The sequence below is a fragment of the Streptomyces capillispiralis genome (genome assembly GCF_007829875.1).
Classification (GTDB): domain Bacteria; phylum Actinomycetota; class Actinomycetes; order Streptomycetales; family Streptomycetaceae; genus Streptomyces; species Streptomyces capillispiralis.
Window position 1 is genome coordinate 3,610,459 of sequence record NZ_VIWV01000001.1, and the last position, 26,903, is coordinate 3,637,361.

A 26,903-nucleotide genomic window follows, 5' to 3' on the forward strand; every position below is an offset into this window, starting at 1 on the left:
TTTTCCGTTCGCGCCGAGCCGGGCGGCTACGCGTCCTTGCTCAGGTTCGGGCCGGCGCCGCCGGCCGCCTGCTCGATCGGCGGGACGTCGGGCAGCGCCGACTTCTCCTCGCCGCGGAAGGTGAAGGTCTGGGACTCGCCCTCGCCCTCGGTGTCCACGACCACGATGTGACCGGGACGCAGCTCGCCGAAGAGGATCTTCTCCGACAGCGAGTCCTCGATCTCCCGCTGGATCGTCCGGCGCAGCGGCCGGGCACCCAGGACGGGGTCGTAGCCCTTCCTGGACAGCAGCTCCTTGGCGGACTGGGAGAGCTCGATGCCCATGTCCCGGTCCTTCAGGCGCTCGTCCACCTTGCCGATCATCAGGTCGACGATCCGCAGGATGTCGTTCTGCGTGAGCTGCGGGAAGACCACCACGTCGTCGACGCGGTTGAGGAACTCGGGACGGAAGTGCTGCTTGAGCTCGTCCGAGACCTTGTTCTTCATGCGCTCGTAGTTGGTCTTCGTGTCACCCGCGGCCGCGAAGCCCAGGTTGAAGCCCTTGGAGATGTCCCGGGTGCCGAGGTTGGTCGTCATGATGATGACCGTGTTCTTGAAGTCCACGACCCGGCCCTGGGAGTCGGTCAGGCGACCGTCCTCCAGGATCTGCAGCAGCGAGTTGAAGATGTCCGGGTGGGCCTTCTCGACCTCGTCGAAGAGGACGACCGAGAACGGCTTGCGGCGCACCTTCTCCGTCAGCTGGCCGCCCTCCTCGTAGCCCACGTAGCCGGGGGGCGAACCGAAGAGACGCGAGACCGTGTGCTTCTCGCTGAACTCCGACATGTCGAGGGAGATCAGCGCGTCCTCGTCACCGAAGAGGAACTCCGCGAGCGCCTTGGACAGCTCGGTCTTACCGACGCCGGACGGGCCGGCGAAGATGAACGAGCCACCCGGACGCTTCGGGTCCTTCAGACCGGCGCGGGTACGGCGGATCGCCTTGGACAGCGCCTTGACGGCGTCGTTCTGCCCGATGACCCGCTTGTGGAGCTCGTCCTCCATGCGCAGCAGGCGCGAGGACTCCTCCTCGGTCAGCTTGAAGACCGGGATGCCGGTGGCCGTGGCGAGGACCTCGGCGATCAGCTCGCCGTCGACCTCGGCGACGACGTCCATGTCGCCGGCCTTCCACTCCTTCTCCCGCTTGGCCTTGGCGGCCAGGAGCTGCTTCTCCTTGTCGCGGAGGGAGGCGGCCTTCTCGAAGTCCTGCGAGTCGATCGCGGACTCCTTGTCGCGGCGGACGCCGGCGATCTTCTCGTCGAACTCGCGCAGGTCCGGCGGCGCGGTCATCCGGCGGATGCGCATCCGGGAGCCGGCCTCGTCGATCAGGTCGATCGCCTTGTCCGGCAGGAAGCGGTCCGAGATGTAGCGGTCGGCCAGGGTGGCGGCCTGGACCAGCGCCTCGTCCGTGATGGAGACGCGGTGGTGCGCCTCGTAACGGTCGCGCAGACCCTTGAGGATCTCGATGGTGTGCGGGAGCGAGGGCTCGGCGACCTGGATGGGCTGGAAGCGGCGCTCGAGGGCCGCGTCCTTCTCCAGGTGCTTGCGGTACTCGTCCAGCGTGGTGGCACCGATGGTCTGGAGCTCACCGCGGGCCAGCATCGGCTTCAGGATCGAAGCGGCGTCGATGGCGCCCTCGGCGGCACCCGCACCGACCAGCGTGTGCAGCTCGTCGATGAACAGGATGATGTCGCCGCGGGTGCGGATCTCCTTGAGGACCTTCTTCAGGCGCTCCTCGAAGTCACCGCGGTAGCGGGAGCCGGCGACCAGGGCGCCGAGGTCCAGGGTGTAGAGGTGCTTGTCCTTGAGGGTCTCGGGCACCTCGCCCTTGACGATGGCCTGGGCGAGGCCCTCGACGACGGCGGTCTTGCCGACGCCGGGCTCACCGATCAGCACCGGGTTGTTCTTGGTACGGCGGGACAGCACCTGCATGACCCGCTCGATCTCCTTCTCGCGCCCGATGACCGGGTCGAGCTTGGACTCACGAGCGGCCTGGGTGAGGTTCCGGCCAAACTGGTCGAGGACCAGGGACGTGGAGGGGGTGCCCTCGGCAGGACCGCCGGCGGTGGCGGTCTCCTTGCCCTGGTAACCGGAGAGCAGCTGGATGACCTGCTGCCGCACCCGGTTGAGATCGGCGCCCAGCTTGACCAGGACCTGGGCGGCGACGCCCTCGCCCTCACGGATCAGGCCGAGCAGGATGTGCTCCGTGCCGATGTAGTTGTGGCCCAGCTGAAGGGCCTCGCGGAGCGACAGCTCCAGGACCTTCTTGGCACGGGGGGTGAAGGGGATGTGACCCGACGGGGCCTGCTGGCCCTGCCCGATGATCTCCTCCACCTGCTGGCGGACCGCCTCGAGCGAAATCCCGAGGCTCTCAAGGGCCTTGGCGGCGACACCCTCACCCTCGTGGATCAGGCCCAGGAGGATGTGCTCGGTGCCGATGTAGTTGTGGTTGAGCATCCGGGCTTCTTCCTGAGCCAGGACGACAACCCGCCGCGCGCGGTCGGTGAACCTCTCGAACATCGTTAATCGCTCCTCAGAGCGGTCAGGCAGTGGGGGGAACTTCCCCTCCCTGTCCTTCCGCAGCTTAGTCCCGCAAGCGGGGACCGCTCATTCCAACTGCCGACACCGTCGATGGCCTCCTGACCCCGCTCACGCCGACATCTGCTCCAACCCGATGGTGCGAGACGATGTTCCCGCAGGCCAGGCAGTTACCCCCATCGCCAGTACGCCCATGGCGAACGGGAGACGTCCCGCCCTGCGTGTCGCCCCCTCCCACTAGGGATGTCTTACCCGCTGCTACGGACAGTCCATGCCGAGTGCACGGGTTCCCTCCGCTACGGGCGAACAACCTTGCGCCTCCCCGCACTCCCGCACGCCCCCCTGTTCGACACCCTGTGCACAGGCAGGGACACCCACCGTAACCTGTCGGGCCTCCCGGCTGTTGCGCGGGGCATGGTTGGCACCGTTCCCGCCCGGGTCCCACCGGTCCCGCTCCGCCGTCATCCGCTCCCGCCGGACGAGGACGGGGTCCGGGACGAGGACGGGGTCCGGCACGGGGACGAGGTCCGGCACGGGGACGAGGTCCGGCACTGGTACGAGAACGTGCTGGGCTGGCCGACGGTGCCCGGGGAGCCGGTGCGGCTGGTGGTGGGGGTGCGCTTCGACGTGCTGGACGTGCCGGTGGCGGCGGGGTGGGCGTCGCTGGCCCGCCTGGGGGCGGGGAGCGGCTGGGGGGCGGATCCGGGGCCGGGTGCGAGGGCGGACCCGGGGGCGCGGTGTTCCGGGTGGGGGTTCCCGGTGGCGGTGCGGGGCGGCCGGATGCGGTTCCTGGTGGCCGCGGGCAGCGCGGAGGAGGTGCCGGGGCTGCTGGAGTGGCTGGAGTGGGGAGCCCTGGAGCTGGATCTCGCGGTCATCGGCGCCGGCGGCTCCATGGAGGCTCCCCGTCGGGTCGTCCCGGAAGGGGCCGCAGCCGGCGGTGGGGCCGTGGGCGGCACCTCTTCCGTCGGCTCCCGCGCCCGGCGGCATCCCCCGGGCCGGGACGCTTCGCAGGGGGCCGCCGTGTGGCTGCGGCCCCCCGAGCCGGGACGCGAGGTCGAGGCCTCGCTGCCGGCACTGTCGGCGATGGGAACGAGGAGTGCGCCGGGAGACCGCGGGGGTCCCCCCGATCTCGTGCGGCTGGTGAACACGGTGGCGACGCAGGTCCACCGCGTCCGGTTGCGGCGCGGGTGCTCCGCCACGAGGACCGAGGGTCAGCCGTTGGCCTTCTCGTAGGCCTCGCGGATGGACGCGGGAACGCGGCCGCGGTCGTTGACCTCGTAACCGTTCTCCTTCGCCCAGGCGCGGATGGCCGCGGTGTCCTGGCTGCCGCCGGAAGAGGGACGCGCCTTTCCGCGCCCGCCCGAAGCACGGCCTCCGGTACGACGACCGCCCTTCACGTAAGGCTCGAGAAGGCCGCGGAGCTTGTCCGCATTGGAGGTGGTGAGATCGATCTCGTACGTCTTGCCGTCCAACGCGAACGTCACGGTCTCGTCCGCCTCGCCACCGTCGAGGTCGTCGACAAGAAGGACCTGAACCTTCTGTGCCACCGGATTTCCTTTCATCGATAACTTGAGGGCCGGGGTGTCCGGCGTCCGCCGTATCGCCGCCCCTTGTTATATGCAGTACTGCAGTACGTCGGAAAGCAAACCGCTTTTGCCGTAAAAACACAAACCCCTGGAGGAGTCCGCTGCCCGCACCCGGCCGGGAAACATGCGCGTTTCGGACATAGGGCACCCGGGCAACCCGGCAAGGCAAGGGTCAAGGCGCGCGGGGCGGAATCGCCCGGCGATCACAGATGCAGAAGCATCCGGCTGTTGCCCAAGGTGTTCGGTTTCACTCGTTCGAGACCGAGGAACTCCGCGACGCCCTCGTCATAGGAACGCAGCAGCTCGGCGTACACATCGGTGTCGACGGGGGTCTCACCGATCTCCACGAAGCCGTGCTTGCCGAAGAAGTCCACTTCGAAGGTCAGACAGAAAACGCGGCGAACACCGAGCCAGCGGGCGGTCTCCAGCAACTTCTCCAGCAACCGGTGTCCGACGCCGGCGCCCTTCAGACCGGGCTTGACGGCGAGAGTGCGGACTTCCGCCAGGTCTTCCCACATCACGTGCAGGGCGCCGCAGCCGACGACCTCGGCGTTGTCGTCCCGTTCCGCGACCCAGAACTCCTGGATGTCCTCGTAAAGCGTCACCGTTGCTTTGTCGAGCAGGATGCCCCCGCGGACGTAGGCGTCAAGGAGGCGGCGTACCGCCGGGACATCGCTGGTGCGGGCCCGTCGGACGGTGAGGGCTTTTGCGGTGACTTCGGGGCTGTCTGCTGACATGAGCGGACGCTATCGTCCACTCCGGTCCTGCGCGGAGCCGGGGTTCTCGTCCGGGGTTTCCGGGAGCTGGACGACGCGCATCGCGTCCGTGAGGGCCTGGCGCTGTTCCTCGCTCATCATCCCGAAGAAGGCCACGAGAGCGGCAGCGGCGTTGTCGCTCTGCGACCACGCTTCGTTCATCAGGGCGGCGGCGTAGGCGGCGCGAGTGGAGACCGCCTCATATCGATAGGCCCGGCCTTCGGCCTCTCGGCGCACCCAGCCCTTCTGATGGAGATTGTCCAAAACGGTCATCACCGTGGTGTAGGCGATGGACCGCTCCTTCTGGAGATCTTCCAGGACTTCCCGAACGGTCACCGGGCGGTTCCACTTCCACACCCGCGTCATGACCGCGTCTTCGAGTTCTCCCAATGGGCGAGGCACAACTCAGAACAATAGTGGGAGATCCCGTCCATGGCGTGCCGGACGGGCACCGTCGCTGACGAACGGGCACAAAAAGGGCGTACGACTGCGCGTCGTACGCCCTGGTGCGAGCCCTCGGGTGGGTCAGGCGTCGGCCTTGGTGGCGGGCTGCGCGCCCGGCTGGGCGCCCTCCGCCCGCGCGAGGGCCGCGTCGACGAAGGCGTCCTCCTTGGTCTTGTTGGCGCCGCCCTGGGTCTTCACGATCACCCGGATCACGCCGATGAAGAGGACGGCCATGACGGCCGGGGGGAGGAGCGCGGAGACGTAGTCCATGCGTCCAGGGTAGCCAGGGGGAGCCGTCAGCCCGCGGCCAGGTGCTGGTCGGGTGGGGGCGGGGCGGGCTTGCGGCGGGGGAAGACCTCGCCGGGGGTGGGGATGGGGCGGGTGGGCTTGGGGGCGCCCGGGGCCGGGGCGGGGGTCGGGTGGGGGGCGGGAGTGGGGGCCGGTGCGGGGCGGGGGGTGGCCGGCTTCTTCTTGTCCTGGTCCCCGGAGGCGGCCGCGCGCCCTCCGGGGAGGGCCTGGAGGAGGCCGCGGCGGCAGTCGTGCAGCAGGGCGGCGGCGGCGGGGTTGCCCCGCAGGGCGCCGAGGGCGGCCAGATCGTCGGGGTGGGGGCGGTATCCGGCGCCCAGGGCCTCCTCCAGGAGCGTGAGATAGCCGGCGGCGGTGCCGGGGAGGGCGGCGCGGTAGCGGCCGAGGTCGGCCACGAGGAAGGCGCGCAGCCGGGCACTTTCCCGCGTGGCCTCGTCGACGGAGTCGGCGAGGCGGAGGCAGTCCTGGATGTCGTCGGCCGAGGCGGGGGTGGGGTGCAGGGCGAGGGCGAGAGCGCGGCGGAGCACGCGCAGTTCCTCTGCGCCGAACGCCATGCCGCCGCGGGGTCCGTAGGGCGTGGGCATGCTGTGACGATACGCGCTAATCAGACAAACAACGCGTATGGGGCGGGTGTGGCGTGGGGTGCCACTCGGGTGGGCGGGGTGCCTGCGGCGCGGGGTCGGTGGGGGGTGCCTGCGGCAGCGCCTGCGGGTGGAGGGGTGGGTCGGCGCGGGGCGGGGGTGTCCGTCCTCGGTCCGGCGCGGAATCGGCCCACTGGTGAGGTGCGGGGCGCGGACGCGCCGGCCGCTGCGGGCGGGCACCCCCGCCCCGTCCCCTCCTCGCCGTACGCGGCCGTCGTCGCCCTGCCCGCGATGGGCAGGCGGGCGGCAGGGCGATGGGGGTCCCCGCCCGAGCGGAGCCGGGAGCGGGGAGGGTGGGGGCGGGGTGCCCCGTAGGCGCCGGGATGCGCCCCCGGGCCCGTACCGGCGCACCGTGTCGCTACGGCCGGGACACGTTCCGCTCGTACACCAGGCGCAGGCCGATCAGGGTCAGCCAGGGCTCGTGTTCGTCGATGACCGAGCTCTCGCCCAGGACCGTCGGCGCCAGCCCACCCGTCGCGATGACGGTCACGTCGTCGGGGTCGTCCGCGAGTTCGCGGGCCATGCGGTTGACGACGCCGTCCACCTGGCCGGCGAAGCCGTACACGATGCCCGACTGCATGGCCGCGACGGTGTTCTTGCCGATCACGTTCCGGGGCCGGGCCACCTCGATCTTCCGCAGCTGGGCGGCCTTGACCCCGAGGGCCTCCACCGAGATCTCGATGCCGGGCGCGATGACCCCGCCGACGTACTCGCCCCGCGCGGAGACCGCGTCGAAGGTGGTCGCCGTGCCGAAGTCGACGACGATCGCCGGGCCGCCGTACAGCTCGTTCGCCGCGACCGCGTTGATGATCCGGTCGGCGCCGACCTCCTTGGGGTTGTCGAACTGGATTGGGACGCCCGTCTTGACGCCCGGCTCGACGAGGACCGCGGGGACGTCGCCGTAGTAGCGGCGGGTGACCTCGCGCAGTTCGTGCAGCACCGAGGGGACGGTCGCGCAGATGGCGATGCCGTCGATGCCGTCGCCCAGCTCGTCGCCGAGGAGCGGGTGCATGCCCATGAGGCCCTGGAGGAGGACCGCGAGCTCGTCGGCCGTGCGGCGCGCGTCCGTGGAGATGCGCCAGTGCTCGACGATCTCCTCGCCGTCGAACAGGCCGAGGACCGTGTGCGTGTTTCCTACGTCGATGGTCAGCAGCATGGCCGGTCCCTACTCCGCCGCTCGCAGGTCGAGGCCGATGTCGAGGATCGGCGAGGAGTGGGTGAGCGCCCCCACCGCCAGGTAGTCGACGCCCGTGTCCGCGTACGCCTTGGCGTTGGCGAGGGTGAGGCGGCCGGAGGCCTCCAGGGCGGCGCGGCCGTCGACGAGGGCCACCGCCTCCTCGCACTCGCCCGGCGTGAAGTTGTCCAGCAGGATCAGGTCCGCGCCCGCGTCCAGGACCTCGCGGAGCTGGTGCAGGGTGTCGACCTCGACCTCGATCGGGACGTCGGGGAAGCGTTCGCGGACGGCGTTGAAGGCCGCGGCGACGCCGCCGGCGGCCACCACGTGGTTGTCCTTGACCAGGGCCGCGTCCGACAGGGACATGCGGTGGTTGACGCCGCCGCCGCAGCGCACCGCGAACTTCTCCAGGCTGCGCAGGCCGGGGGTGGTCTTGCGGGTGTCGCGGACCCGCGCCCCGGTGCCTTCGAGGACGTCCGCCCACGCGCGCGTGGCCGTCGCGATGCCCGACAGGCGGCACAGGAGGTTCAGCGCGCTGCGCTCGGCGGTGAGGATGTCGCGGGTGCGGGTGGTGACGGAGAGCAGGGTCTGGCCCGCCTCCACGCGGTCGCCGTCCTCCGCGTGGCGCTCGACCTCCAGTTCCTCCGCGCAGACGACCGACAGGACCGCCTCGGCGATCCTCAGGCCCGCCACGGTGCCCGCCTCCCGCGCGGTGAAGTCGGCGGTGGCCACGGCGTCCTCCGGGATGGTCGCGACCGTCGTCACGTCCACTCCGTGGGCCAGGTCCTCCTGGAGGGCGACGTTGGCGATGTCCTCGACCTCCACGGGGTCGAGGCCCGCGTCGGCCAGGAGCTGCGCGAGTGCGGGGTCGAGGCCGCACTCCAGATAGGTCTCCTCGTCGGCGCCGCAGGCGCAGCCGTCGCCGCAGCCACCGGAGGGGGCGAGGGGAAGGTCGGGGGTGGTCACTGCTGTCACTGCTCCTGGGCCTGGGGGAGGGTAGGGGGGAAGTCTGTGGTGTCGGTGGTGTGCGCCGCCAGCGTGCGGTCCGGATTCAGCCGTACGACGATGTGGCGGCGCCACGCGCTGTCGTCCCGCTCGGGGCGGTCCTCGCGCCAGTGGCAGCCGCGGGTCTCCTCGCGCCGCCGCGCGGCGTCGACCAGGACCCTGGCCACACACAGGAGGTTGGTGGCCTCCCAGGTGTCGACGCCGGGCTCGGCGGTCTTGCCGTTCTCGTCGAGGGCCTCGCGGGCGTCGGCGTGCAGTCGGTGGAGCCGGTCGGCCGCCTGGGAGAGGGAGGCCTCGGAGCGCAGCACTCCCGCGCCGCGGGTCATGATCCGCTGGATGGTGAGGCGGGCCTCCGGGGGCAGCAGGGGGTGCGCGGGGCGGTCGGACTGCGGCAGGGGCTGGGGCACGCGCGTGTGGCGGGCGGGTCCGCCGCGCGCGATGTCGGCGGCGATGCGCTCGGCGTAGACCAGGCCTTCGAGGAGCGAGTTGGAGGCCAGGCGGTTCGCGCCGTGCACGCCGGTGCAGGCGACCTCCCCGCACGCGTACAGGCCGGGCACGGTGGTGCGGCCGTGGGAGTCGGTGCGCACGCCGCCGGAGGCGTAGTGGGCGGCCGGGGCGACCGGGACGGGCTCGGTGACCGGGTCGATGCCGTGCGCGCGGCAGGCGGCCAGGATCGTGGGGAAGCGGTGCTCCCACATCTCGGCGCCGAAGTGGCGGGCGTCCAGGTACATGTGCTCGGCGTCCTGCCGGCGCATGCGGCGCATGATGCCCTTGGCGACGATGTCGCGCGGGGCGAGTTCCGCGAGTTCGTGCTGCCCCTGCATGAAGCGCACGCCGTCGGCGTCCACCAGGTGGGCGCCCTCGCCGCGGACCGCCTCGGAGACCAGGGGCTGCTGGCCCTCCGCGTCCGGGCCGAGGAAGAGGACCGTGGGGTGGAACTGGACGAACTCCAGGTCGCTCACCTCGGCGCCCGCGCGCAGGGCGAGGGCCACGCCGTCGCCCGTGGAGACGGACGGGTTCGTGGTCGCCGAGAAGACCTGGCCCATGCCGCCGGTCGCCAGGACCACGGCGGGCGCGTGGACGGCCCCCACGCCGTCGTGCTGGCCCTCTCCCATCACGTGCAGGGTGACGCCGGCGGTACGCCCGTCGGCGTCCGTGAGGAGGTCCAGGACGAGCGCGTTCTCGATGGTGCGCGTCCCGCGCGCGCGGACCGCCTCGACCAGGGCGCGGGAGATCTCCGCGCCGGTGGCGTCGCCGCCCGCGTGGGCGATGCGGCGGCGGTGGTGGCCGCCCTCGCGGGTCAGTTCCAGGCCGCCGTCGGTCGACTCGTCGAAGTGCGCGCCGGTCTCGATCAGGCGGCGTACGGCGTCGGGGCCCTCCGTGACCAGGATGCGGACCGCTTCCTCGTCGCACAGGCCGGCGCCGGCGACCAGGGTGTCGTCCAGGTGCTGTTCGGGGGTGTCGCCCTCGCCGAGGGCCGCGGCGATGCCGCCCTGGGCCCAGCGGGTCGAGCCGTCGTCGAGGCGGGCCTTGGTGACGACGACCGTCGTCAGGCCGGCGGCCTCACAGCGCAGGGCCGCGGTGAGGCCGGCGACCCCGGAGCCGACGACCACGACGTCCGCGGCGATGGACCACCCGGGCGCGGGCGCGTGCAGTCGTATGCCAGTGCTGGTCACGCGGCGGCTCCGAAGGTTCCGAAGGTCAGCGGGATGTTGTCGATCAGGCGGGTGGTGCCCACCCGGGCGGCCACGGCGAGGACGGCCTCGCCGGTGAAGTCGTCGCCGATCTCGGTGAAGTCGGACGGGTCGACCAGCGCCAGGTAGTCCAGGGCGAGCGGCGGGTCGAGGCGGGCGGCCTCGTCCAGGACCAGCCGGGCGGCGGCCCGGATGGCGGCCGGGCCGCCGGCGGTCGTGGCGACCGCGTGCGCGTCGGCCGCCGCGCGGGACTCGCCCATGGCGCTGAGCGCCTCGGCCCGCGCGCGCGTGGCGGGCACCTCCTGGGCCCGCGCGCGCAGCGCCTGCTGGGCCGCGTGCCGGTCGCGGCCCGCGAACAGGGCCTGGGACAGGGCGAGGGCGGTGCGCCGCTCCCCGGCCGAGAGGTAGCGGTTGCGGCTGGACAGGGCGAGCCCGTCCTCCTCGCGGACGGTGGGGACGCCGACGATCTCCACGCCGAAGTTCAGGTCCCGCACCATGCGGCGGATCAGGGCGAGCTGCTGGGCGTCCTTCTGGCCGTAGAAGGCGACGTCGGGGCGGGTGAGGTGCAGCAGCTTGGCGACGACGGTGAGCACGCCGTCGAAGTGGCCGGGCCGTGCGGCGCCCTCCAGGCGTGCGCCCATGGGCCCGGCGCTGATGCGGACCTGGGGCTCGCCGCCCGGGTAGACCTCGTCCACGGAGGGGGCGAAGACGGCGTCGGCGCCCGAGAGCCCGGCGAGCGCGATGTCGGCGTCCAGGGTGCGCGGGTAGCGGTCCAGGTCCTCGCCCGCGCCGAACTGCAACGGGTTGACGAAGACGGTGACCACGACCTCGCCGTCGGGGCCCGCGGTGTCCCGCGCGGTGCGGATCAGCGTGGCGTGGCCCTCGTGCAGCGCGCCCATGGTCATCACAACGGCCCGGCGTCCCGTGCGCGCGCGTGCGTGCAGTTCGGCGGCGGTGCGCAGCAGGGTGGCGGTCATCGGGCGGCTCCGTTCCGGGACGCACGCGTCGTACGGCCGTGGGGTGCGGGGTGTCGGTGGGTGCCGCTCATCGGCTCTCCCCCGGGGCGCTTCCGGTTCCGTCGGCTCCGTCGGCTGGGCCGGTTCCGTCGGCGAGCACTCCCAGGAGGTCCTCGGCGAGTTCCGGCTTCAGCAGGCCGTGGGCGAGGGCGCGGTCGGCGGTGGCGCGGGCCATCGCCAGGTAGCCGGCGACGGTCGCCGGGGCGTGCCGGCGCAGCTCGCTCACGTGCGCGGCGACCGTGCCCGCGTCGCCGCGCGCGACCGGGCCGGTGAGGGCGGCGTCGCCGGAGCGCAGCGCGTTGTCCAGGGCGGCGCCGAGCAGCGGTCCGAGCATTCGGTCGGGGGCCTCGACTCCGGCGGTGCGCAGCAGTTCCAGGGACTGGGCGACCAGGGTGACCAGGTGGTTGGCGCCGAGGGCGAGGGCCGCGTGGTACAGCGGGCGGTTCTCCTCGGCGATCCACTCCGGCTCGCCGCCCATCTCGATGACGAGGGCCTCGGCGGCCAGCCGCAGTTCCTCGGGGGCCGTGACGCCGAAGGAGCACCCGGCGAGGCGCTGGACGTCGACGGGGGTGCCGGTGAACGTCATCGCGGGGTGCAGGGCCAGCGGCAGGGCTCCGGCCCGCAGGGCGGGGTCGAGGACCTTCGCGCCGTACCGCCCCGAGGTGTGCACGAGCAGCTGGCCGGGCCGTACGGCGCCGGTGTCGGCGAGTCCGGCGACCAGCTCGGGCAGGGCGTCGTCCGGGACGGTCAGCAGGACCAGCTCGGAGCGCCGCAGGACGTCGGCGGGCGGCATCACCGGCACGTCCGGCAGCATCTGCTCGGCGCGCCTGCGGGAGGCGTCGGAGACGGCGGAGACGGCCACCGGGCGGTGCCCGGCGAGCTGGAGGGACGCGGCCAGGGCGGGGCCCACGCGTCCGGCGCCGACGACGCCGACGGTGAGCCGCGCGGGGCGGTCCCTGGGATCTGGCTGTGGGGTTGTGTTCACGCGACGGGGGCCTTCCCGTTCCAGTCCGCTCGGGGTACCGGACGATTTCTCGTCATGTTAACGCGATCGGTTCCGGGGGCGGTCGGTTGTCCACAGGCTGTGGGTTTCCGTGCGGGCGCGTGGCACACGCGCGTGCGGAAATGAGGGTGCCCGCGCGGACGGGCGCGCGGGATGATCGCGGGCATGAGCGATACGGCGGACGGCGTCACGGACACGGTGCGGGGCGAGGGGCAGGGGGCGGGCGAAGGGCCGGGGGCGGACGAGGAGCCGCGTCCGACGCTGCGGGAGCGGAGGATCGCCGCCTGGCGCGGTGCCCCGCGGGTGCTGGCGCGGCTCGGCTTCGTCGCCCCGCTCAGGGAGCGGCTGGCCCTGCTGGAGGCGGCGGGCGACGCGTACGACCTCGACGAGATGTCCGACATCTACGGCAACGGCGTGGTCGAGGCGCTGGAGCGGCGGGTCGCCGGACTGCTCGGCACCGAGGCCGCCGCGTTCTTCCCGACCGGCACGATGGCCCAGCAGGTGGCGCTCCGGTGCTGGGCGGGCCGCACCGGCGCCCCCACGGTCGCCCTGCACGCGCTGAGCCACCCGGAGGTGCACGAGCGGAACGCGTTCAGCCAGGTCAGCGGCTTGCGTCCGGTACGGGTGACGGGCGAGCCACGGCAGCCGACCGCCGCCGAGGTGCGCGACTTCGAGGAGCCGTTCGGGTCGCTGATGCTGGAGCTGCCGCTCAGGGACGCCGGTTTCGTGCTGCCCACCTGGGAGGAGCTGACCGAGGTGGTGGACGCCGCGCGGGAGCGCGACGCGGTCGTGCACTTCGACGGCGCCCGGCTGTGGGAGTGCGCGGAACACTTCGGCCGCCCGCTGGAGGAGATCGCGGCCCTCGCGGACAGCGTCTACGTGTCGTTCTACAAGTCCCTGGACGCCTATGGCGGCGCGGCCCTCGCCGGTCCGGCGACGCTGATCGAGGAGGCGAGGGCCTGGCGGCACCGGTACGGCGGCAACGTCTTCCAGCAGTTCCCCACCGCCCTGTCCGCCCTCGTCGGCCTGGACCGGGAGCTGCCCCGGCTGCCGGAGTACGTCCGGCACGCGCGCGTGGTGGCCGCCGCGCTGCGCGAGGGCCTGGAGGCAGGGGGGCTGCCCTGGTTCCGCGTCCATCCCGAGGTACCGCACACCCACGACTTCCAGGTGTGGCTCCCGTACGACGCCGATGCCGCCGCGGAGACGGCGATCCGGGTGGCCGAGGAGACGGGGACCGTCCTGTTCGCCAACCACTGGGACCCGAAGGGGCCCGGCCTGTCCTTCACGGAGGTGTACGTACGGGCCGCTGGCCTGGAGTGGACCGCCGACGACGTGCGGGCGGCGGCGGTGGAGTTCGCCCGGCGGCTGACCGGCGGCGACACGAAGTAGCCGGCACCGGCGAAGTGGCGGGGGGACGGGGTCGGCGGGGTGAAGGGGCCGCCGGGTCGCCTCGGGCCCCCGCGCCCGGCGTCGGTCAGCGGGCCGCTCGGGAGCGGCCGTGCAGCAGGCGGCCGAGGGCGCGGCGGAGGCGTCCGCGGGCCGGACGGCCGGCCGTCACCGCGCGGAGGCGTCCGGGCGCCGGGCGGTGATCCGTCACCGCGCGGGAGCGCCGGAGGTCGCGCAGTTCGCGGACGACCTGCCAGTCGTTCAGCCCCGGGGCGGGCGGCGGCGGCTCGCCGTGCTGCCGGGCCCGGTGGGTGTCGAGGACGTACTGCTGGGTGAGGCTCATGCCGCCCAGGTTGCGCCGTCCCCGCCGTGACGTCCCGTCGATTGACCGCGGCCGTCAATCGGGGGCCGCGTTGTCGGTGGCGGGGTGCACCATGTGGGCATGAGCGTGAGCATCGACATCGCGGGGCTGCGACCGGAGCGGACCGCCGTCGTGCCCTCGCCCCTGGCCGAGCTGGGCATGGCGCTGCACGCGCTGTCCGAGCCGGGACACCACCCGGCGCTCCAGGACTGGGTGACGGGCGTGACCGCGCGCCTGGACCCGCACCTGGCCGACCGGATGTGCGAGGCGGACTTCCTGTGGCGGACGACGTTCTCGGACCTGTTCCTGCCGAGCGCCGGCATCCCGGACCGCCGGACGCTCCCGGGCGCCACGCTCGCCGAGGAGCTCGACCTGCTGGACAAGCTGTCGGAAGAGCAGTTCGTGGACGCCGCGCTGGAGTTCACCTGCGCCCTCCCCTACGGCCTGCCGGGCCCCGGCCCGCTCACCGACGAGGGGCTGCGGCGCCGCTCGCTGGAGCTGGCCGCCGCGCGGGGACCGCGGCAGATGCTGTTCACCGAGCGGCTGCTGGCCGAGCCGCCCCGGATCAGGGCCTGGCTGCGGCAGTTCCTCCAGGACTGCGACGAGGCGTTCTTCGCCGAGACGTGGTCCCGCCTACGGCACCAGCTCGCCGCCGACACCCGCCACAAGACCGAGCTGCTGCGGCGCAAGGGGCTGGCCGGGGCGCTGGCCGCGGTCTCCCCCGCGGTCACGCTCGACGAGAGCGGGACCCGGATCGGCGTCGACAAGCTGGGCGACGGCCGGACCGCCACGGGTGACGGCGGACTGCTGCTGGTCCCCACCAGCCTCGGCTGGCCGCACCTGATGGTGCTGCACCGGTACGGCTGGCAGCCGGTGCTGCACTACCCGGTCGGCTCCCCCGAGCCGGCCGCCCCGCCGAGCGTGGAGCAGCTGGCCCTGCGGATGACCGCGCTGTCCCACCCGGTCCGCATGCGCATGTCCCGCCATCTGGCCCGCAGCGCCCACACCACCAGCGAGCTGGCCCAAGTGCACGGCATGACGGCGCCCGAGATATCCCGGCACCTGAGCGTGCTGAAGAAGGCCGGCCTGATCACCACGCGGCGCCGCGGGCGGTACGTCCTGCACCAGCTGGACGTGGCGGTCGTGGCCCGGCTCGGCCGCGACTTCCTGGAGGGGATCCTGCGCTGAGCGCCGCGCCCGTAGCCGCCGCGCCCGTACGCCCCGGCGCCCGTACGCCCTGGAGGCCGTGCCGCCCGTCTCAGTCGAAGCGGATGTGCCGCAGGCCCACGCCCACCTGCCGCATCCGGGTCCGCAGCCGCCCCTCGTTGTTGGGCCGCAGGGTCAGCCCGGCCAGTACGGCGATGCGGTCCGCCGTCTTCGGCACCGTGGTGTGGTCGGTCCACAGGTGCTCGGCGAACTCCGGTTCGGCCAGCCGCTCCAGGCAGTGGTCGAGCTGCCGCACCGCCCAGCTCTCCCCGCGCGGGGCGGGTCTGCTCGTGACGGCCCCGAGGAGACGGCCGACGCCGCGTTCACGCAGCCGCCGCAGCACCGTCGCCCGTTCGGCGAGGAGGGTGAAGTGGCGTACGTCGTGGCCCAGTTCGCGCAGCCGGCCGACGGTCTCGGCGAAGTGGCCGGAGTCGGTGACGGTCATGGGGGCGATCACCACGCCGTCGTGCCGGGTGAGGGCGAGGTCGAGGACCTCGACGACGCCGTGCCGCCAGGACGCCAGATCCTGGAAGTCCCCGCGCAGTCCGGGCGGCAGCGTGCGGTGCAGGCCGAACCCGACGTGCTCCGGGTCGCAGACGACGCTGCCCGGCAGGCGGCGCCGTATCTCGTGTGCGGTCTGTGTCTTGCCGCCCCCGAAGGGGCCGTTGATCCACAGGAGCATGCGCAGACCCTACCGGCGCCGAAGCCTCGGTTCAGCCGTGTCCGCCGGCCCGCACCAGACCCGTCTCGTAGGCGAGGACCACCACCTGCACCCGGTCCCGCAGCCCCAGCTTGGTCAGGATGCGGCCCACGTGCGTCTTCACGGTCGCCTCGGAGAGCACCAGCCGGGCGGCGATCTCACCGTTGGACAGGCCCTGCGCGACCAGCACCATGACCTCCCGCTCGCGCTCGGTGAGCCGCTCCAGCTCCTTGTGCTGGGGCTGCTTGCCCGCGCTGGGCAGCATCGGCGCGAAGCGGTCCAGGAGCCGTCGGGTGGTGGACGGGGCCACCACGGCGTCGCCGCTGTGCACCGCGCGGATCGCGGCGAGCAGTTCGCCGGGCGGCACGTCCTTGAGCATGAAGCCGGACGCGCCCGCCTTCAGCCCGGAGAAGGCGTACTCGTCGAGGTCGAAGGTGGTCAGGATGAGCACCTTCGGCGGGTCGGTGTCCGCGCAGATCCTGCGGGTCGTCTCCACGCCGTCGAGCTTGGGCATGCGGACGTCCATCAGGACCACGTCGACGGCGGTGGACCGCAGGACCTCCAGGGCCTCGACGCCGTTGCCCGCCTCCGCCACGACGTCCATGTCCGGCTGGGCGGCGAGCACCATCCGGAACCCGGTGCGCAGCAGCACCTGGTCGTCGACGAGCATCACGCGGATCGTCATGGGGCCTCTTCCGTTCGGCGAGTGGTCTCACATGTCGTTACAGGTGTCAACAAAGGGCACGCGCAGACGTCTAATGCGCGGGTTTGAGCGGCAGCAGCACGCTGATGCGGAATCCTCCGCCGGGGCGCGGGCCCGCGTCCAGGGTGCCGCCGACCATGCCGACCCGCTCCCGCATGCCGATCAGGCCGTGGCCCTGGCCGTCGAAACCGCCCTCCTCGTACAGCTCGTGCGGGGCGCCCTTGCCGTCGTCCTCCACGAGGAGGCCCAGCCCGTCGTCGAAGTACACCAGGCGCACACTGGCCCCCGCGTTGGGGCCCCCGTGCTTGCGGGTGTTGGTGAGCGCCTCCTGCACGATGCGGTACGCGGTCAGCTCGACCCCGCTGGGCAGTGCGCGCGGGGTGCCCTCGACCCTGAAGTCCACGGGCAGTCCGGACTCCCGGCACTGCTCGACGAGGTCCTCGATCTGCTGCACGTCCGGCTGCGGCACGTACTCCCCGGCCTCCTGGTGCTCGCCTGTGCGCAGCACGCCGAGCAGGCGGCGCATCTCGGCGAGGGCCTGCCGGCCGGTGGAGGAGATGGTCTCCAGGGCCTTCTTCGCCTGGTCGGGGGCGGCGTCGAGGACGTAGGCGGCGCCGTCGGCCTGCACCACCATCACCGACACGTTGTGCGCGACGACGTCGTGCAGTTCCCGGGCTATCCGGGCGCGTTCGGCGGCGACCGCGACCTTGGCCTGCGCCTCGCGCTCCTTCTCCAGCCGGGCGGCGCGCTCCTCCAGCTGGGCGAAGTACGCGCGGCGGGTGCGGATGGAGTCGCCGAGCACCCAGGCAAGGGCGAAGGGCACCGTCTGGAAGATCATGATGGCGATGTTGCCCGCCGCACTCGTGCCCTCGTCGGGCCAGCGCACCTGCGCGAGCGGGGCCGCGCACAGACCGGCGGTCAGCGCGAGCCGGGAGGCCCAGCGGGCGCCGACCGCCGCGACGGTGTAGACGATCACCAGCAGGGCGAAGTCGGCGGGCAGCGGCGCCACGTCCGTGACCAGCTGGCCCGCGCCGACCGCGACGCCGAGGACCAGCATCCGCTCGGGCATCCGCCGGCGCAGCGCGACGACCACGGACAGCAGCAGCATGACCGGCACGACGAGGGCCGGCAGCTCCGTGCCCCGGGCCTCCTCCATGCTCGCCCCGCCGATCACCGAAATCCCGAACAGGACCACGGCCCAGAAGCCGTCGACCCATGCCGGGTGCCTGCGGAGGAAGTCATAGAGGCGCTGCACGTAACCCAGCGTAGGGAAGCGAAATGCGTGCAGGGGTCAACCGGAGGGCCGATCCCCGGTCGTTACGTGTACTCCGCAAGGTGGAGGACCCGTCCCTCGGCGCGCTTAGCCTGGGCCGATGACGACGAGGACGGCGGGCGCGTGGAACCGGTGACGGCGGCGGACGCGGGAGGCGGGTGGCGCGGCTGGCGCGAGGCGGCCGAGGCCGCCCTGTACGGGCCGGGCGGCTTCTACCGCCGCCCCGAGGGACCGGCCGGGCACTTCCGCACCTCGGTGCACGCCTCCCCGCTGTTCGCGGCCGCCGTGGCGCGGCTGCTGTGCCGGGTCGACGAGGCGCTGGGACGGCCCGCGGTGCTCGACTTCGTGGACATGGCGGCCGGGCGCGGCGAGCTGGTCACGGGCGTCCTCGCCGCGCTGCCCGCCGACGTGGCGGCACGCGCGCGTGCCCACGCCGTCGAGGTCGCCGCCCGGCCCGCCGGGCTCGATCCCCGCGTCGAGTGGCGCGGCGAGCCCCCGGAGGGGATCACGGGGCTGCTCTTCGCCAACGAGTGGCTGGACAACGTGCCCGTCGAGATCGCCGAGGTGGACGGGGCGGGCGTACCGCGGCGGGTGCTGGTGCGGGCGGACGGGACGGAGCGGCTCGGCGAGCCGGTTTCCGGCGCGGAGGCCGAGTGGCTGGCCCGGTGGTGGCCGCCGGCGGCGGAGGAAGGCCTCCGCGCGGAGATCGGGCTGCCGCGCGACCGGGCCTGGGCGGCGGCCACCGGGACGCTCGCACGGGGGCTCGCCGTCGCCGTGGACTACGCGCACACCGCCGGTGCGCGGCCGCCGTTCGGCACCCTCACGGCGTTCCGGGAGGGGCGGGAGACGACGCCCGTGCCGGACGGGTCGTGCGACCTCACCGCGCACGTCGCCCTGGACGCCTGCGCGGCGGCCACCGCGCTCCCCGGCGCGCGCCTGCTGTCGCAGCGCGAGGCCCTGCACGCACTGGGCCTCAGCGGCGCACGCCCCCCGCTCTCGCTGGCCTCCACCGACCCCGCAGGGTACGTACGCGCCCTCGCGGCCGCCGGGGAGGCCGCCGAACTCACCGCGCCGGGCGGACTCGGCGACTTCGGGTGGCTGGTGCAGCCGGTGGGCATCGCGGACGTGCGGGACCTATTTGTCGATGTCGCCGACGACGAAGAACATTGACCCGAGGATCGCCACCATGTCCGCGACCAGCGTCCCCGGCAGCAGCTCGGTGAGCGCCTGGATGTTGTTGTACGACGCCGAGCGCAGCTTCAGCCGGTACGGGGTCTTCTCGCCCTTGCTGACCAGGTAGTAGCCGTTGATGCCGAGCGGGTTCTCGGTCCAGGCGTACGTGTGCCCCTCGGGCGCCTTGAGGACCTTCGGGAGCCGCTGGTTGACCGGGCCGGGGGGCAGCTCGGCCAGCCGGTCGAGACAGGCCTCGGCGAGGTCCAGGGCGTTGTGCGTCTGCTCCAGGAGGCATTCGAAGCGGGCGAGGCAGTCGCCCTCCTCGCGGGTCACCACCTTCAGGACGTCACCCAGTTCGCCGTAGGCGAGGTACGGCTCGTCACGGCGCAGGTCGAAGTCGACGCCGGAGCCGCGCGCGATCGGTCCGCTCACGCCGTAGGCGTGCACGGCCTCGGGGGACAGCACGCCGACGCCGCGCGTGCGGCCGCGGAAGATCTCGTTGCCGAGCACCAGGTCGTCGAAGCGGTCCATGCGCGAGCGCACGTCGGTGACGGCGGCACGCGCGCGTGCCGTCCAGCCCGCCGGCAGGTCCTCCTTGAGGCCGCCCACGCGGTTGAACATGTAGTGCATGCGCCCGCCGGAGACCTCCTCCATGACGTGCTGGAGCTCCTCGCGTTCCCGGAAGGCGTAGAAGATCGGGGTGATGCCGCCGAGTTCCAGCGGATAGGAGCCGAGGAACATCAGGTGGTTGAGCACCCGGTTCAGCTCCGCGAGCAGGGTGCGCAGCCACACCGCGCGCTCGGGGACCTCCATGCCGAGCATCCGCTCCACGGCGAGGACCACGCCCAGCTCGTTGGAGAAGGCCGACAGCCAGTCGTGGCGGTTGGCCAGCATGATGATCTGCCGGTAGTCGCGGGCCTCGAACAGCTTCTCCGCGCCCCGGTGCATGTAGCCGATCACGGGCTCCGCGCGGGTGATGCGCTCGCCGTCCAGGACGAGCTTCAGCCGCAGCACGCCGTGCGTGGACGGGTGCTGGGGGCCGATGTTGAGCACCATGTCGGTGCTCTCCGCCGCGCCGCCGATACCGACCATGGTCTCCGTCGTAGGAGTCATGAACACAGTCTCTCCTACGTACGCTGGCCTCATGGAGACGGGGAGCCCGCACGACACGGGGACAGTGGGGACGACCGGGCCCGCGGACACCGCGCGGCCGGCGGCCGCGGGGGACGAGCCGGGGTGGATCGCGCTGCCGCCGGGGCTGCTGAAGGTGCGGCGGCTGATGCTGGTGGTGTGGCTGGGGCTGCTGACGCTGGCCGCCGGGCTGGTGCCGGGGTTGCTGGCGGGGCCCGTGTGGGCCGCCTTCGCGGCGCTGCCGCTGGCCCTGCTGGCCTGCGGCTGGGTGCTGCTGGAGCGCAACTGGCGGTCCTGGCGGTACGCGGAGCGCTCCGACGACCTGCTGATCAGCCGGGGTGTGCTGTGGCGCCAGGAGACGGTCGTGCCGTACGGGCGGATGCAGCTGGTCGAGGTCACCTCCGGGCCCGTGGAACGGCACTTCGGGCTGGCCAGCGTGCAGCTGCACACGGCGGCCGCCGCGACCGACGCCACCATCCCCGGTCTCGACCCGGCCGAGGCGGAACGGCTGCGCGACCGGCTCACCGAGCTCGGCGAGGCCCGATCGGCGGGGCTGTGACGTCCCCGGACGTCCACGAGGGCGTGCGCGAGCGGCCGCCCGTCACCGAGCGGCGGCTGCACCCCGTCACACCGCTCAGGCGGGCGTGGGCGCCCGTCGCGGTGCTGATCGGATGGGCGCTGCACGACCCCGACCAGGCGCAGCGCCAGCTCGCCCGGCTGACGACGACCACCCTGCTGCTCGCGCTCGCCGTGCTCATCCCGGCCGCCGCCCTGTACGGCTTCCTGACCTGGTGGTTCACCCATTTCGCGGTGACCGGGAGTGAGCTGCGCATCCGTACCGGACTGCTGTTCCGGCGCACCGCGCACATCCGGCTGGAGCGGATCCAGGCCATCGACGTCACCCAGCCGCTGCTCGCGCGGGTCGCGGGCGTGGCGAAACTCCGGCTCGACGTCATAGGGACCGACAAGAAGGACGAACTCGCCTTCCTGGGCGCCGCCGAGGCGCGCGCGCTGCGCGCGGAGCTCCTCGCGCGGGCGGCGGGTTTCGCCCCGGAGACCGCGCACGAGGTGGGCGAGGCGCCGTCCCGGGAGATGCTGCGGGTGCCGCCGGGCGTCCTCGCCGTCTCCCTGCTGCTCACCGGCGCGACCTGGGGCTGGCTGCTCGTCGCCGTCGTCGTGGTGCCGCTGCTGTGGATGGCCACCCACAGCCTGTGGACGGTGCTCGCCGCGGCCGTACCACTGCTCGGCGCGGCCGGCGCGAGCAGTGTGGGCCGGTTCGTCGCCGAGTACGACTGGACCCTCAGCGAGTCGCCGGACGGGCTGCGCATCGACCACGGGCTGCTGGACCGGGCGCACGAGACGGTGCCGCCGGGGCGCGTGCAGACGGTACGGCTCGTCGAGCCGCTGCTGTGGCGGCGATGGAGGTCCCCCCGCTCGAGCGGAGCCGGGAGCGGGGGAGGCTGGGTGCGCGTGGAACTCGACGTGGCGGGATCGTCCAACTCGATGCTGCTGCCGGTCGCTCCGCGCGAGATCGCCGAATCGGTCGTCGCGCGGGTGCTGCCCGGCGTGAGCGTGCCGCCGCGCGAGGCGCTCGTCCCTCCGCCGCGCCCCGCGCGGTGGTGCGTCCCGGTGTGGTGGCGCGGCTACGGACTGGCCGTCACGGACGCGGTGTTCGCCACCCGCCGCGGACTGCTGCGGCGCAGTCTGTCCCTGGTCCCGCACGCCAAGGTGCAGAGCGTACGGCTGGTCCAGGGGCCCTGGCAGCGGGCCCTGGGCGTCGCCGACGTGCATGTGGACACCGGCGCGAACAAATCGGTCACGGCCCGCCTCCGGTGCGCGGACGAGGCGGCGGACCTGCTGCGGGCCCAGGCGGAGCGGTCCCGCACCGGCCGCCGGGACGCCCGCCCGGACCGCTGGATGGCGTGACGGACGCCGACGGGGCCCCGCGCGGTGTGCGCGGGGCCCCGTGGGTGCGGCCGGTGCTCCGTGGGTGCGGCCGGTGCTCCGGGACGTTCAGGACACGGCGCTGCGCAGGCCCTGGACGTCGATGTGCTCCGTCTCGTCGTGTGCCGTCAGGTCGATGACCTGGCCGATGCCGCGCGCGTCCTCGTCGGCGGGCTTGAACCGCGCCTCGGCCTCGGCCTTGTGCAGCGCGAGCGCCTCCTGGCCGACGACGTCGGCGAGGTCCTCGTTCTGGACGGTGTCCAGCTCGGACCGCCCGGTGTCCTTCTTGGTCCCGAAGAAGTCGAACCCGCCCTCGGACACCTGCCGCCGCACGGGCGCGGTCGGCGGTACGACGGCCACCGCGGTGGGCACGGTGAAGTGGCCGGAGGGCTGCCGGGCGGGCTGGGCGGCGGGAGCGTCCGCCGCGGAGGAGGCGGCCGTGCGCTCGTGGTCGCCGGCCGCCCCGGACTGCCCCTCGGCGTCGCCCTCCTGTGCCGGCTCGGGCCTGGCCCTCTTCGTGGGCTCGGGCCCGTCGTCCTCGGGAGTGCCGTCGCCCTCGCGGGGGGTGTCGCCCTTCGGGAGACCGTCGCTCTTCGGGAGACCGTCCCGCGCGGGGGAGCCTTCGGCCGCCACGGGTGCGGCGGTGGCCGCCCGGCCGTCGGCGCCGGTCCGCGCGGCCGGGCCGGCAGCGGCCTTCTCCACAGGACCGTCGGCGTCCACGGCCTCCACGGCGTCCACGGCGTCCACGGCGTCCGGCGCGCTCCCGTCGGAGGCGTCCGCGGCGCTCTCGTCCGCGGTTGTCCCCGCACGCCCGGCGAGCCGCGCCAGTGCCGCGTCGGCCCGCGTGTAGAGCTCGGAGCCCTCCGGCGAGAAGACCCCGGGAGCCGTCGGCTCCGCCCCGCCGGCGGCCGCGTTCCCCTTCGCCTCCGCCGCGCCGGTCCGCTCCCGCGCCGTCTTCCGCTCCGCCGCGTCCCCGCGCACCGTCTGCGCGGGCACCGCCCCGGGTGCCGCCGACGTCCCGGCCGGCAGCGCGCGGGCCGGGACCGCGGCCTCGATCTCGAGCACCCGGCGTTCCTCCAGGGCGCTCGCCCGGTCGACCTCCGCCGCGGCGTACCGCCGCAGCAGCGCCGCGTGTTCGTTGCGCAGTCCGGCGAGTTCGGCGCGCTTGGCGCGCAGCCGCTGCTCCAGCTTCGTCCGCAGCTCGCGCGACTCGTCGAGGTCCGACTCGAGTTCGGCGACCCGCTCCTCGAAGCGCCACTCGTCGCTCGCACGCGCGCGCGTGAGGTCGGCGACGCGCTTGCCCGCCTGGGTGTCCCAGTGCCGCATGACGACGGCGCCGGCCACCGCCGTGGCCGCGGCGGCCGCGGCCAGGACGCGAAGCACCATCGGTTGCGTGAACACCCAGGGCCCCAGGGCGCAGACGAGGGAGACGCCTGCGATCGCCGACGGGGGCAGCATCCTGTGCAGGGGCGGGGAATGACGGTGACGTCCACGTGGCATGGCCAGAAACTTACCGCGCGTAGGCGAATGATGGTGCCCCACCCCGTAAAAACAAAGCCACTCCCAGGGTTTCACAGGGCATCAGGGAACGCGATCCCAGCGTGAATAGACACATTGCCCAATTTCATCAAGATCATTTAAGTCGCCAGGCGGTTCCGGTGGTGCCGCGAAGACGGTTCCGGTGACCGTTCGGGAGACCGTGAAGTCGTTTCCGCCGCATTCCGCTTCCGTATGTCCGCGGCGTTGGACCGCCCGTCCGGACAACCCCCCGCGCGGAGTGAACCTCCGCTCCGGGGACGCCGTCCTAGAGGGCGCAACGCGAAGTCTGTCAGGACGGATGAGGACATGTCGGGCGGATCACGGAAGCCCACGGACCGGTCGCGTGACACCGCGTCCGCACGCCACGTCCCGTCGTCACGCCGCCTGTTCCGCGCCCCGCGCCCCGAGGCGGCCCCCGTCCTCGCCGGCCGGGCGTGCGCCCTGGCGGGCCTGCTCGACCTCGCCGCGGGCGCCCTCCCCCACTCCCGGCACGGCCGTACGGGCGCCCTCGCCGAGGTGTTCCCCGGCACGCTCGGCCCCCTCGCGGCCGCCCTCGCGCTGAGCGCCGGGGTGCTGTTGCTGCTGCTCGCACACGGGGTCGAGCGGGGCAGGCACCGGTCCTGGCGGGCCGCCGTCGCCCTGCTGCCGGCCGGCGCGGTCGCCCAGTTCGCCTGCCGCGACTCCCTCCCGGGCACCCTGATCGCGCTCGCGCCGCTCGTCCCCCTCCTGCGCCACCGCGACCGGTTCACGGCGCGGCCCGGCCCGGGCAGCAGAGGGCGGGCGCCGGCCCACCTCGTGCTGATGGGCGCCGGTTCGCTGCTCCTCGGGCTGGTCGTGGTCAGCGCCCATCCCGGCCGGCTGGTCGGCGATCCGAGCCTGGCGGACCGTCTCACCCACGTGCTGTACGGCCTGTTCGGCGTCGAGGGCCCGGTCGGTTACCAGGGCGACACCGCCAGGACGGTCGCCCTCTCCCTCGGCGCACTCGGCCTGCTCACCGCCGTCACCACCCTCCGCCTGGCCCTCCGGCCCCGCCGCCCGGCCGCCTGCCTCACCGAGGACGAGGAGCGGCGGCTGCGTGCCCTGCTCGCCCGGCACGCGGACCGCGCACCCCTCGGCCGCTTCGAGCCGCGCCGCGGCCACGGCGTCGTCTTCTCCCCCAGCGGCAAGGCGGCGGTCACCTACCGCGTGGTCTCCGGCGTGATGCTCGCCCGTGGCGACCCCATCGGCGACATCGGGGCCTGGCCCGGCGCCATCGAACGCTTCATGGACGAGGCCGGCGCACACTCCTGGACCCCCGCCGTCACGGGCTGCTCGGAGACCGGCCGCGCGGTGTGGTCCCGGGAGACCGGGCTCGACGCCCTGCCACCGGGAGACAAGGCCACGGCACGCGCCGCGGATCGCCGCCCGCCGACCACCCGACGCCCCCCGGCCACCGGGCGGTGAAGCCCGCCGGGCTCACGACCACCCCCTTGGGGACTCGTACGCGGTCCCACCCGTGACGCGCCTACGGCGAGAAGCACCGCACCGGGCCGGCAACGGCCCCGGCGCGGAGCACCGGCCTTTCTTTTCCACAGGTTCCGGATCGAATCCCCGGGCGCGTTCGGCACCGAGTTTCCGACGCGTCGGGGAACCGCCTTTCGTGATCCCCACATCCGCGCCGACCTGCCGCGCACCGGCTCCGCAATGCGGGCGGAAGGTTTCCTCAATCCCGCCCGCTCCCCTTCCGCTTCCCGCACCGCCGCCCGCGCGGCCCGACGCGTCCGCGCGGGCACCCTCATCAGGCCACGTGCGCCCCGCCGGGCCGGGGCGCACCCCGGCCGCTCCCTGGGCCTACGCTGAACATATGAGCAACCACAGCGGACGCCGCCAGGTCGCGGGCCTTCCTCACTGGGACCGCTGCGCGGTCATGGGAGTCGTGAACGTCACCCCCGACTCCTTCTCCGACGGCGGCCGCTGGTTCGACACGACGACCGCCGTCAAGCACGGCCTCGACCTGGTCGCCCAGGGCGCGGACCTGATCGACGTCGGCGGCGAGTCCACCCGGCCGGGCGCCACCCGCGTCGACGAGTCCGAAGAGCTCAAGCGCGTCATCCCCGTGGTCCGCGGCCTCGCCGCCGAGGGCGTCACCGTCTCCGTCGACACCATGCGCGCGTCCGTCGCCGCACAGTCCCTCGCGGCCGGCGCCGCCCTCGTCAACGACGTCAGCGGCGGCCTCGCCGATCCCGCGATGATCCGTGTCGTCGCGGACGCCGGCGCCCCCTTCGTCGTCATGCACTGGCGCGGCTTCCTGGAGGGCGGCAACGTCCAGGGGGTGTACGCCGACGTGGTCACCGAGGTCGTCGACGAGTTGCACGCGCGCGTGCGGGCCGTCCTGGAGGGCGGCGTCGCCCCCGACCGGGTGATCGTCGACCCCGGCCTCGGCTTCTCCAAGGGCGCCGAACACGACCTGGCCCTGCTCGCCCGGCTCGACCGCCTGCTGGCCCTCGGCCACCCGCTGCTCGTCGCCGCCTCCCGCAAGCGCTTCCTCGGCCGCGTCCTGGCCGCCCCGGACGGCGCGCCCCCGCCCGCGCGGGAACGCGACGCGGCCACCGCCGCCGTCTCCGCCCTCGCCGCACAGGCCGGCGCGTGGGCGGTCCGCGTGCACGAGGTGCGCGCGACCGCGGACGCCGTACGGGTCACCCGCGCGATAGAACAGGCGCGCGCGGCCTCCACCACACCCCCCGCACCCGGCGCGCACGGCGCAGAAGGAGCCCGGTGAGCGCACCCCACACCGACGTCGAGCAGGTCGAGGCCGCCAACACCGCCTTCTACGAGGCACTCGAACGGGGCGACTTCGAAGAGGTCGCCTCGCTCTGGCTCACCCCGGCCGACCTCGGCGTCGACGAGACGTACCACGACCCGGCGGACTCCGGCGTGGTCTCCTGCGTGCACCCCGGCTGGCCGGCGCTCACCGGACGCGGCGAGGTCCTGCGGTCGTACGCCCTGATCATGGCGAACACCGACTACATCCAGTTCTTCCTCACCGACGTGCACGTCTCCGTCACCGGCGACACCGCCCTGGTGACCTGCACGGAGAACATCCTCAGCGGCGGCCCCGCCCCCGAGGCCGGCGAGGAGCTGGGCCCGCTGGTCGGACAGCTGGTGGTCGCCACCAACGTGTTCCGCCGCACCCCGGACGGCTGGAAGCTCTGGTCCCACCACGCCTCACCGGTCCTCGCCGAGACCGAGGACGAGGAGGAGGACGAGGAGGAAACCCCCGGATGAGCCGCGGCCCGGCCCTCGCCGGCCGGCGT

25 protein-coding genes and 1 pseudogene are annotated in these 26,903 nt (G+C 73.6%); 9 read left to right on the forward strand and 17 right to left on the reverse strand.

The window, feature by feature from the left end:
• Positions 1-26 precede the first annotated feature (26 nt).
• Positions 27-2,552 (reverse strand): ATP-dependent Clp protease ATP-binding subunit, encoded by a 2,526-nt coding sequence (locus tag FHX78_RS15260; RefSeq protein WP_145868013.1) that lies wholly within the window; start codon positions 2,550-2,552, stop codon positions 27-29.
• A 432-nt stretch (positions 2,553-2,984) separates the two neighbouring features.
• Between FHX78_RS15260 and FHX78_RS15270 the strand changes: the two genes are divergently transcribed.
• Positions 2,985-3,803 carry an SCO3374 family protein gene (locus FHX78_RS15270; RefSeq protein WP_145868014.1) on the forward strand — a complete coding sequence of 273 codons (819 nt, stop codon included), beginning with the start codon at positions 2,985-2,987 and terminating at the stop codon, positions 3,801-3,803.
• Here FHX78_RS15270 and FHX78_RS15275 read toward each other — a convergent pair.
• The 10 genes from FHX78_RS15275 to FHX78_RS15320 form a co-directional block, all read right to left on the reverse strand.
• Positions 3,782-4,117, reverse strand: a complete 336-nt coding sequence (locus FHX78_RS15275; RefSeq protein ID WP_145868015.1) for a histone-like nucleoid-structuring protein Lsr2 — start codon at positions 4,115-4,117, stop codon at positions 3,782-3,784. The genes FHX78_RS15270 and FHX78_RS15275 overlap by 22 nt on opposite strands.
• 242 nt (positions 4,118-4,359) lie before the next feature.
• Positions 4,360-4,893 (reverse strand): amino-acid N-acetyltransferase, encoded by a 534-nt coding sequence (locus FHX78_RS15280; protein ID WP_145868016.1) that lies wholly within the window; start codon positions 4,891-4,893, stop codon positions 4,360-4,362.
• Positions 4,894-4,902: 9 nt separating this feature from the next.
• Positions 4,903-5,301 carry a BlaI/MecI/CopY family transcriptional regulator gene (locus FHX78_RS15285; RefSeq protein ID WP_341874750.1) on the reverse strand — a complete coding sequence of 133 codons (399 nt, stop codon included), beginning with the start codon at positions 5,299-5,301 and terminating at the stop codon, positions 4,903-4,905.
• 135 nt (positions 5,302-5,436) lie between these two features.
• Positions 5,437-5,625, reverse strand: coding sequence for a hypothetical protein (locus tag FHX78_RS15290; RefSeq protein WP_145868018.1), 189 nt, complete (start codon positions 5,623-5,625; stop codon positions 5,437-5,439).
• Positions 5,626-5,651: 26 nt separating this feature from the next.
• A complete protein-coding gene (locus FHX78_RS15295) occupies positions 5,652-6,245 on the reverse strand; it encodes a hypothetical protein (protein WP_145868019.1) in 594 nt (197 codons plus the stop codon).
• Positions 6,246-6,660: 415 nt separating this feature from the next.
• Complete coding sequence (locus FHX78_RS15300) at positions 6,661-7,458, reverse strand: type III pantothenate kinase (protein ID WP_145868020.1); 798 nt, start codon at positions 7,456-7,458, stop codon at positions 6,661-6,663.
• A gap of 9 nt (positions 7,459-7,467) precedes the next feature.
• The gene (gene nadC, locus FHX78_RS15305; protein WP_145871984.1) at positions 7,468-8,442 is read right to left on the reverse strand and encodes a carboxylating nicotinate-nucleotide diphosphorylase; all 975 of its coding nucleotides are present in this window, start codon (positions 8,440-8,442) and stop codon (positions 7,468-7,470) included.
• A gap of 5 nt (positions 8,443-8,447) precedes the next feature.
• Positions 8,448-10,157, reverse strand: a complete 1,710-nt coding sequence (locus tag FHX78_RS15310) for an L-aspartate oxidase (RefSeq protein WP_145868021.1) — start codon at positions 10,155-10,157, stop codon at positions 8,448-8,450.
• Positions 10,154-11,152 (reverse strand): pantoate--beta-alanine ligase, encoded by a 999-nt coding sequence (gene panC, locus FHX78_RS15315; protein ID WP_145868022.1) that lies wholly within the window; start codon positions 11,150-11,152, stop codon positions 10,154-10,156. Before panC ends, FHX78_RS15310 begins: the two co-directional genes overlap by 4 nt.
• Positions 11,153-11,219: 67 nt before the next feature.
• Positions 11,220-12,176 (reverse strand): Rossmann-like and DUF2520 domain-containing protein, encoded by a 957-nt coding sequence (locus tag FHX78_RS15320; protein ID WP_145868023.1) that lies wholly within the window; start codon positions 12,174-12,176, stop codon positions 11,220-11,222.
• 171 nt (positions 12,177-12,347) lie between these two features.
• Between FHX78_RS15320 and FHX78_RS15325 the strand changes: the two genes are divergently transcribed.
• Positions 12,348-13,583, forward strand: coding sequence for a threonine aldolase family protein (locus tag FHX78_RS15325; protein WP_145868024.1), 1,236 nt, complete (start codon positions 12,348-12,350; stop codon positions 13,581-13,583).
• Positions 13,584-13,668: 85 nt separating this feature from the next.
• On the opposite strand, the gene FHX78_RS15330 is transcribed toward FHX78_RS15325, so the two are convergent.
• The gene (locus tag FHX78_RS15330; RefSeq protein WP_145868025.1) at positions 13,669-13,923 is read right to left on the reverse strand and encodes a hypothetical protein; all 255 of its coding nucleotides are present in this window, start codon (positions 13,921-13,923) and stop codon (positions 13,669-13,671) included.
• Between the two features lie 99 nt (positions 13,924-14,022).
• On the opposite strand from FHX78_RS15330, the gene FHX78_RS15335 reads away from it, so the two are divergent.
• Positions 14,023-15,129, forward strand: a complete 1,107-nt coding sequence (locus tag FHX78_RS15335; RefSeq protein WP_145868026.1) for a DUF5937 family protein — start codon at positions 14,023-14,025, stop codon at positions 15,127-15,129.
• Between the two features lie 70 nt (positions 15,130-15,199).
• Here the strand turns inward: FHX78_RS15335 and FHX78_RS15340 are convergent, their stop codons facing one another.
• The 3 genes from FHX78_RS15340 to FHX78_RS15350 all read right to left on the reverse strand — a co-directional run bounded on the left by FHX78_RS15340 (position 15,200) and on the right by FHX78_RS15350 (position 17,805).
• The gene (locus FHX78_RS15340; RefSeq protein ID WP_145868027.1) at positions 15,200-15,829 is read right to left on the reverse strand and encodes an NYN domain-containing protein; all 630 of its coding nucleotides are present in this window, start codon (positions 15,827-15,829) and stop codon (positions 15,200-15,202) included.
• A 31-nt stretch (positions 15,830-15,860) separates the two neighbouring features.
• Positions 15,861-16,532, reverse strand: a complete 672-nt coding sequence (locus tag FHX78_RS15345; RefSeq protein WP_145868028.1) for a response regulator — start codon at positions 16,530-16,532, stop codon at positions 15,861-15,863.
• Positions 16,533-16,602: 70 nt separating this feature from the next.
• Positions 16,603-17,805, reverse strand: coding sequence for a sensor histidine kinase (locus tag FHX78_RS15350; protein WP_145868029.1), 1,203 nt, complete (start codon positions 17,803-17,805; stop codon positions 16,603-16,605).
• 141 nt (positions 17,806-17,946) lie between these two features.
• On the opposite strand from FHX78_RS15350, the gene FHX78_RS15355 reads away from it, so the two are divergent.
• On the forward strand, positions 17,947-18,993 hold the full coding sequence (locus FHX78_RS15355; RefSeq protein WP_145868030.1) for an SAM-dependent methyltransferase: 1,047 nt from the start codon (positions 17,947-17,949) through the stop codon (positions 18,991-18,993).
• Here the strand turns inward: FHX78_RS15355 and FHX78_RS15360 are convergent.
• Entirely contained in the window at positions 18,958-20,109 is a 1,152-nt protein-coding gene (locus FHX78_RS15360; RefSeq protein ID WP_145868031.1) for an NADH-quinone oxidoreductase subunit D, read from the reverse strand. The two genes, FHX78_RS15355 and FHX78_RS15360, sit on opposite strands and share 36 nt — an antisense overlap.
• 31 nt (positions 20,110-20,140) lie before the next feature.
• On the opposite strand from FHX78_RS15360, the gene FHX78_RS15365 reads away from it, so the two are divergent.
• Together FHX78_RS15365 and FHX78_RS15370 are read left to right on the forward strand one after the other, a co-directional pair.
• Complete coding sequence (locus FHX78_RS15365; RefSeq protein WP_229923900.1) at positions 20,141-20,686, forward strand: PH domain-containing protein; 546 nt, start codon at positions 20,141-20,143, stop codon at positions 20,684-20,686.
• On the forward strand, positions 20,683-22,053 hold the full coding sequence (locus tag FHX78_RS15370) for a PH domain-containing protein (RefSeq protein ID WP_145868032.1): 1,371 nt from the start codon (positions 20,683-20,685) through the stop codon (positions 22,051-22,053). The genes FHX78_RS15365 and FHX78_RS15370 overlap by 4 nt, the downstream gene beginning before the upstream one ends.
• An 87-nt stretch (positions 22,054-22,140) precedes the next feature.
• On the opposite strand, the gene FHX78_RS15375 is transcribed toward FHX78_RS15370, so the two are convergent.
• A complete protein-coding gene (locus FHX78_RS15375) occupies positions 22,141-23,571 on the reverse strand; it encodes a hypothetical protein (RefSeq protein ID WP_167531766.1) in 1,431 nt (476 codons plus the stop codon).
• A gap of 423 nt (positions 23,572-23,994) precedes the next feature.
• On the opposite strand from FHX78_RS15375, the pseudogene FHX78_RS15380 reads away from it, so the two are divergent.
• From FHX78_RS15380 to FHX78_RS15390, 3 genes and pseudogenes are all read left to right on the forward strand, one after another.
• Positions 23,995-25,008: pseudogene (locus tag FHX78_RS15380) on the forward strand (phosphatidylglycerol lysyltransferase domain-containing protein); the annotation flags it as partial.
• Between the two features lie 445 nt (positions 25,009-25,453).
• Positions 25,454-26,368 carry a dihydropteroate synthase gene (folP, locus tag FHX78_RS15385; protein WP_145868034.1) on the forward strand — a complete coding sequence of 305 codons (915 nt, stop codon included), beginning with the start codon at positions 25,454-25,456 and terminating at the stop codon, positions 26,366-26,368.
• Complete coding sequence (locus FHX78_RS15390; RefSeq protein WP_145868035.1) at positions 26,365-26,874, forward strand: nuclear transport factor 2 family protein; 510 nt, start codon at positions 26,365-26,367, stop codon at positions 26,872-26,874. Before folP ends, FHX78_RS15390 begins: the two co-directional genes overlap by 4 nt.
• The last annotated feature ends 29 nt before the right edge of the window (positions 26,875-26,903 follow it).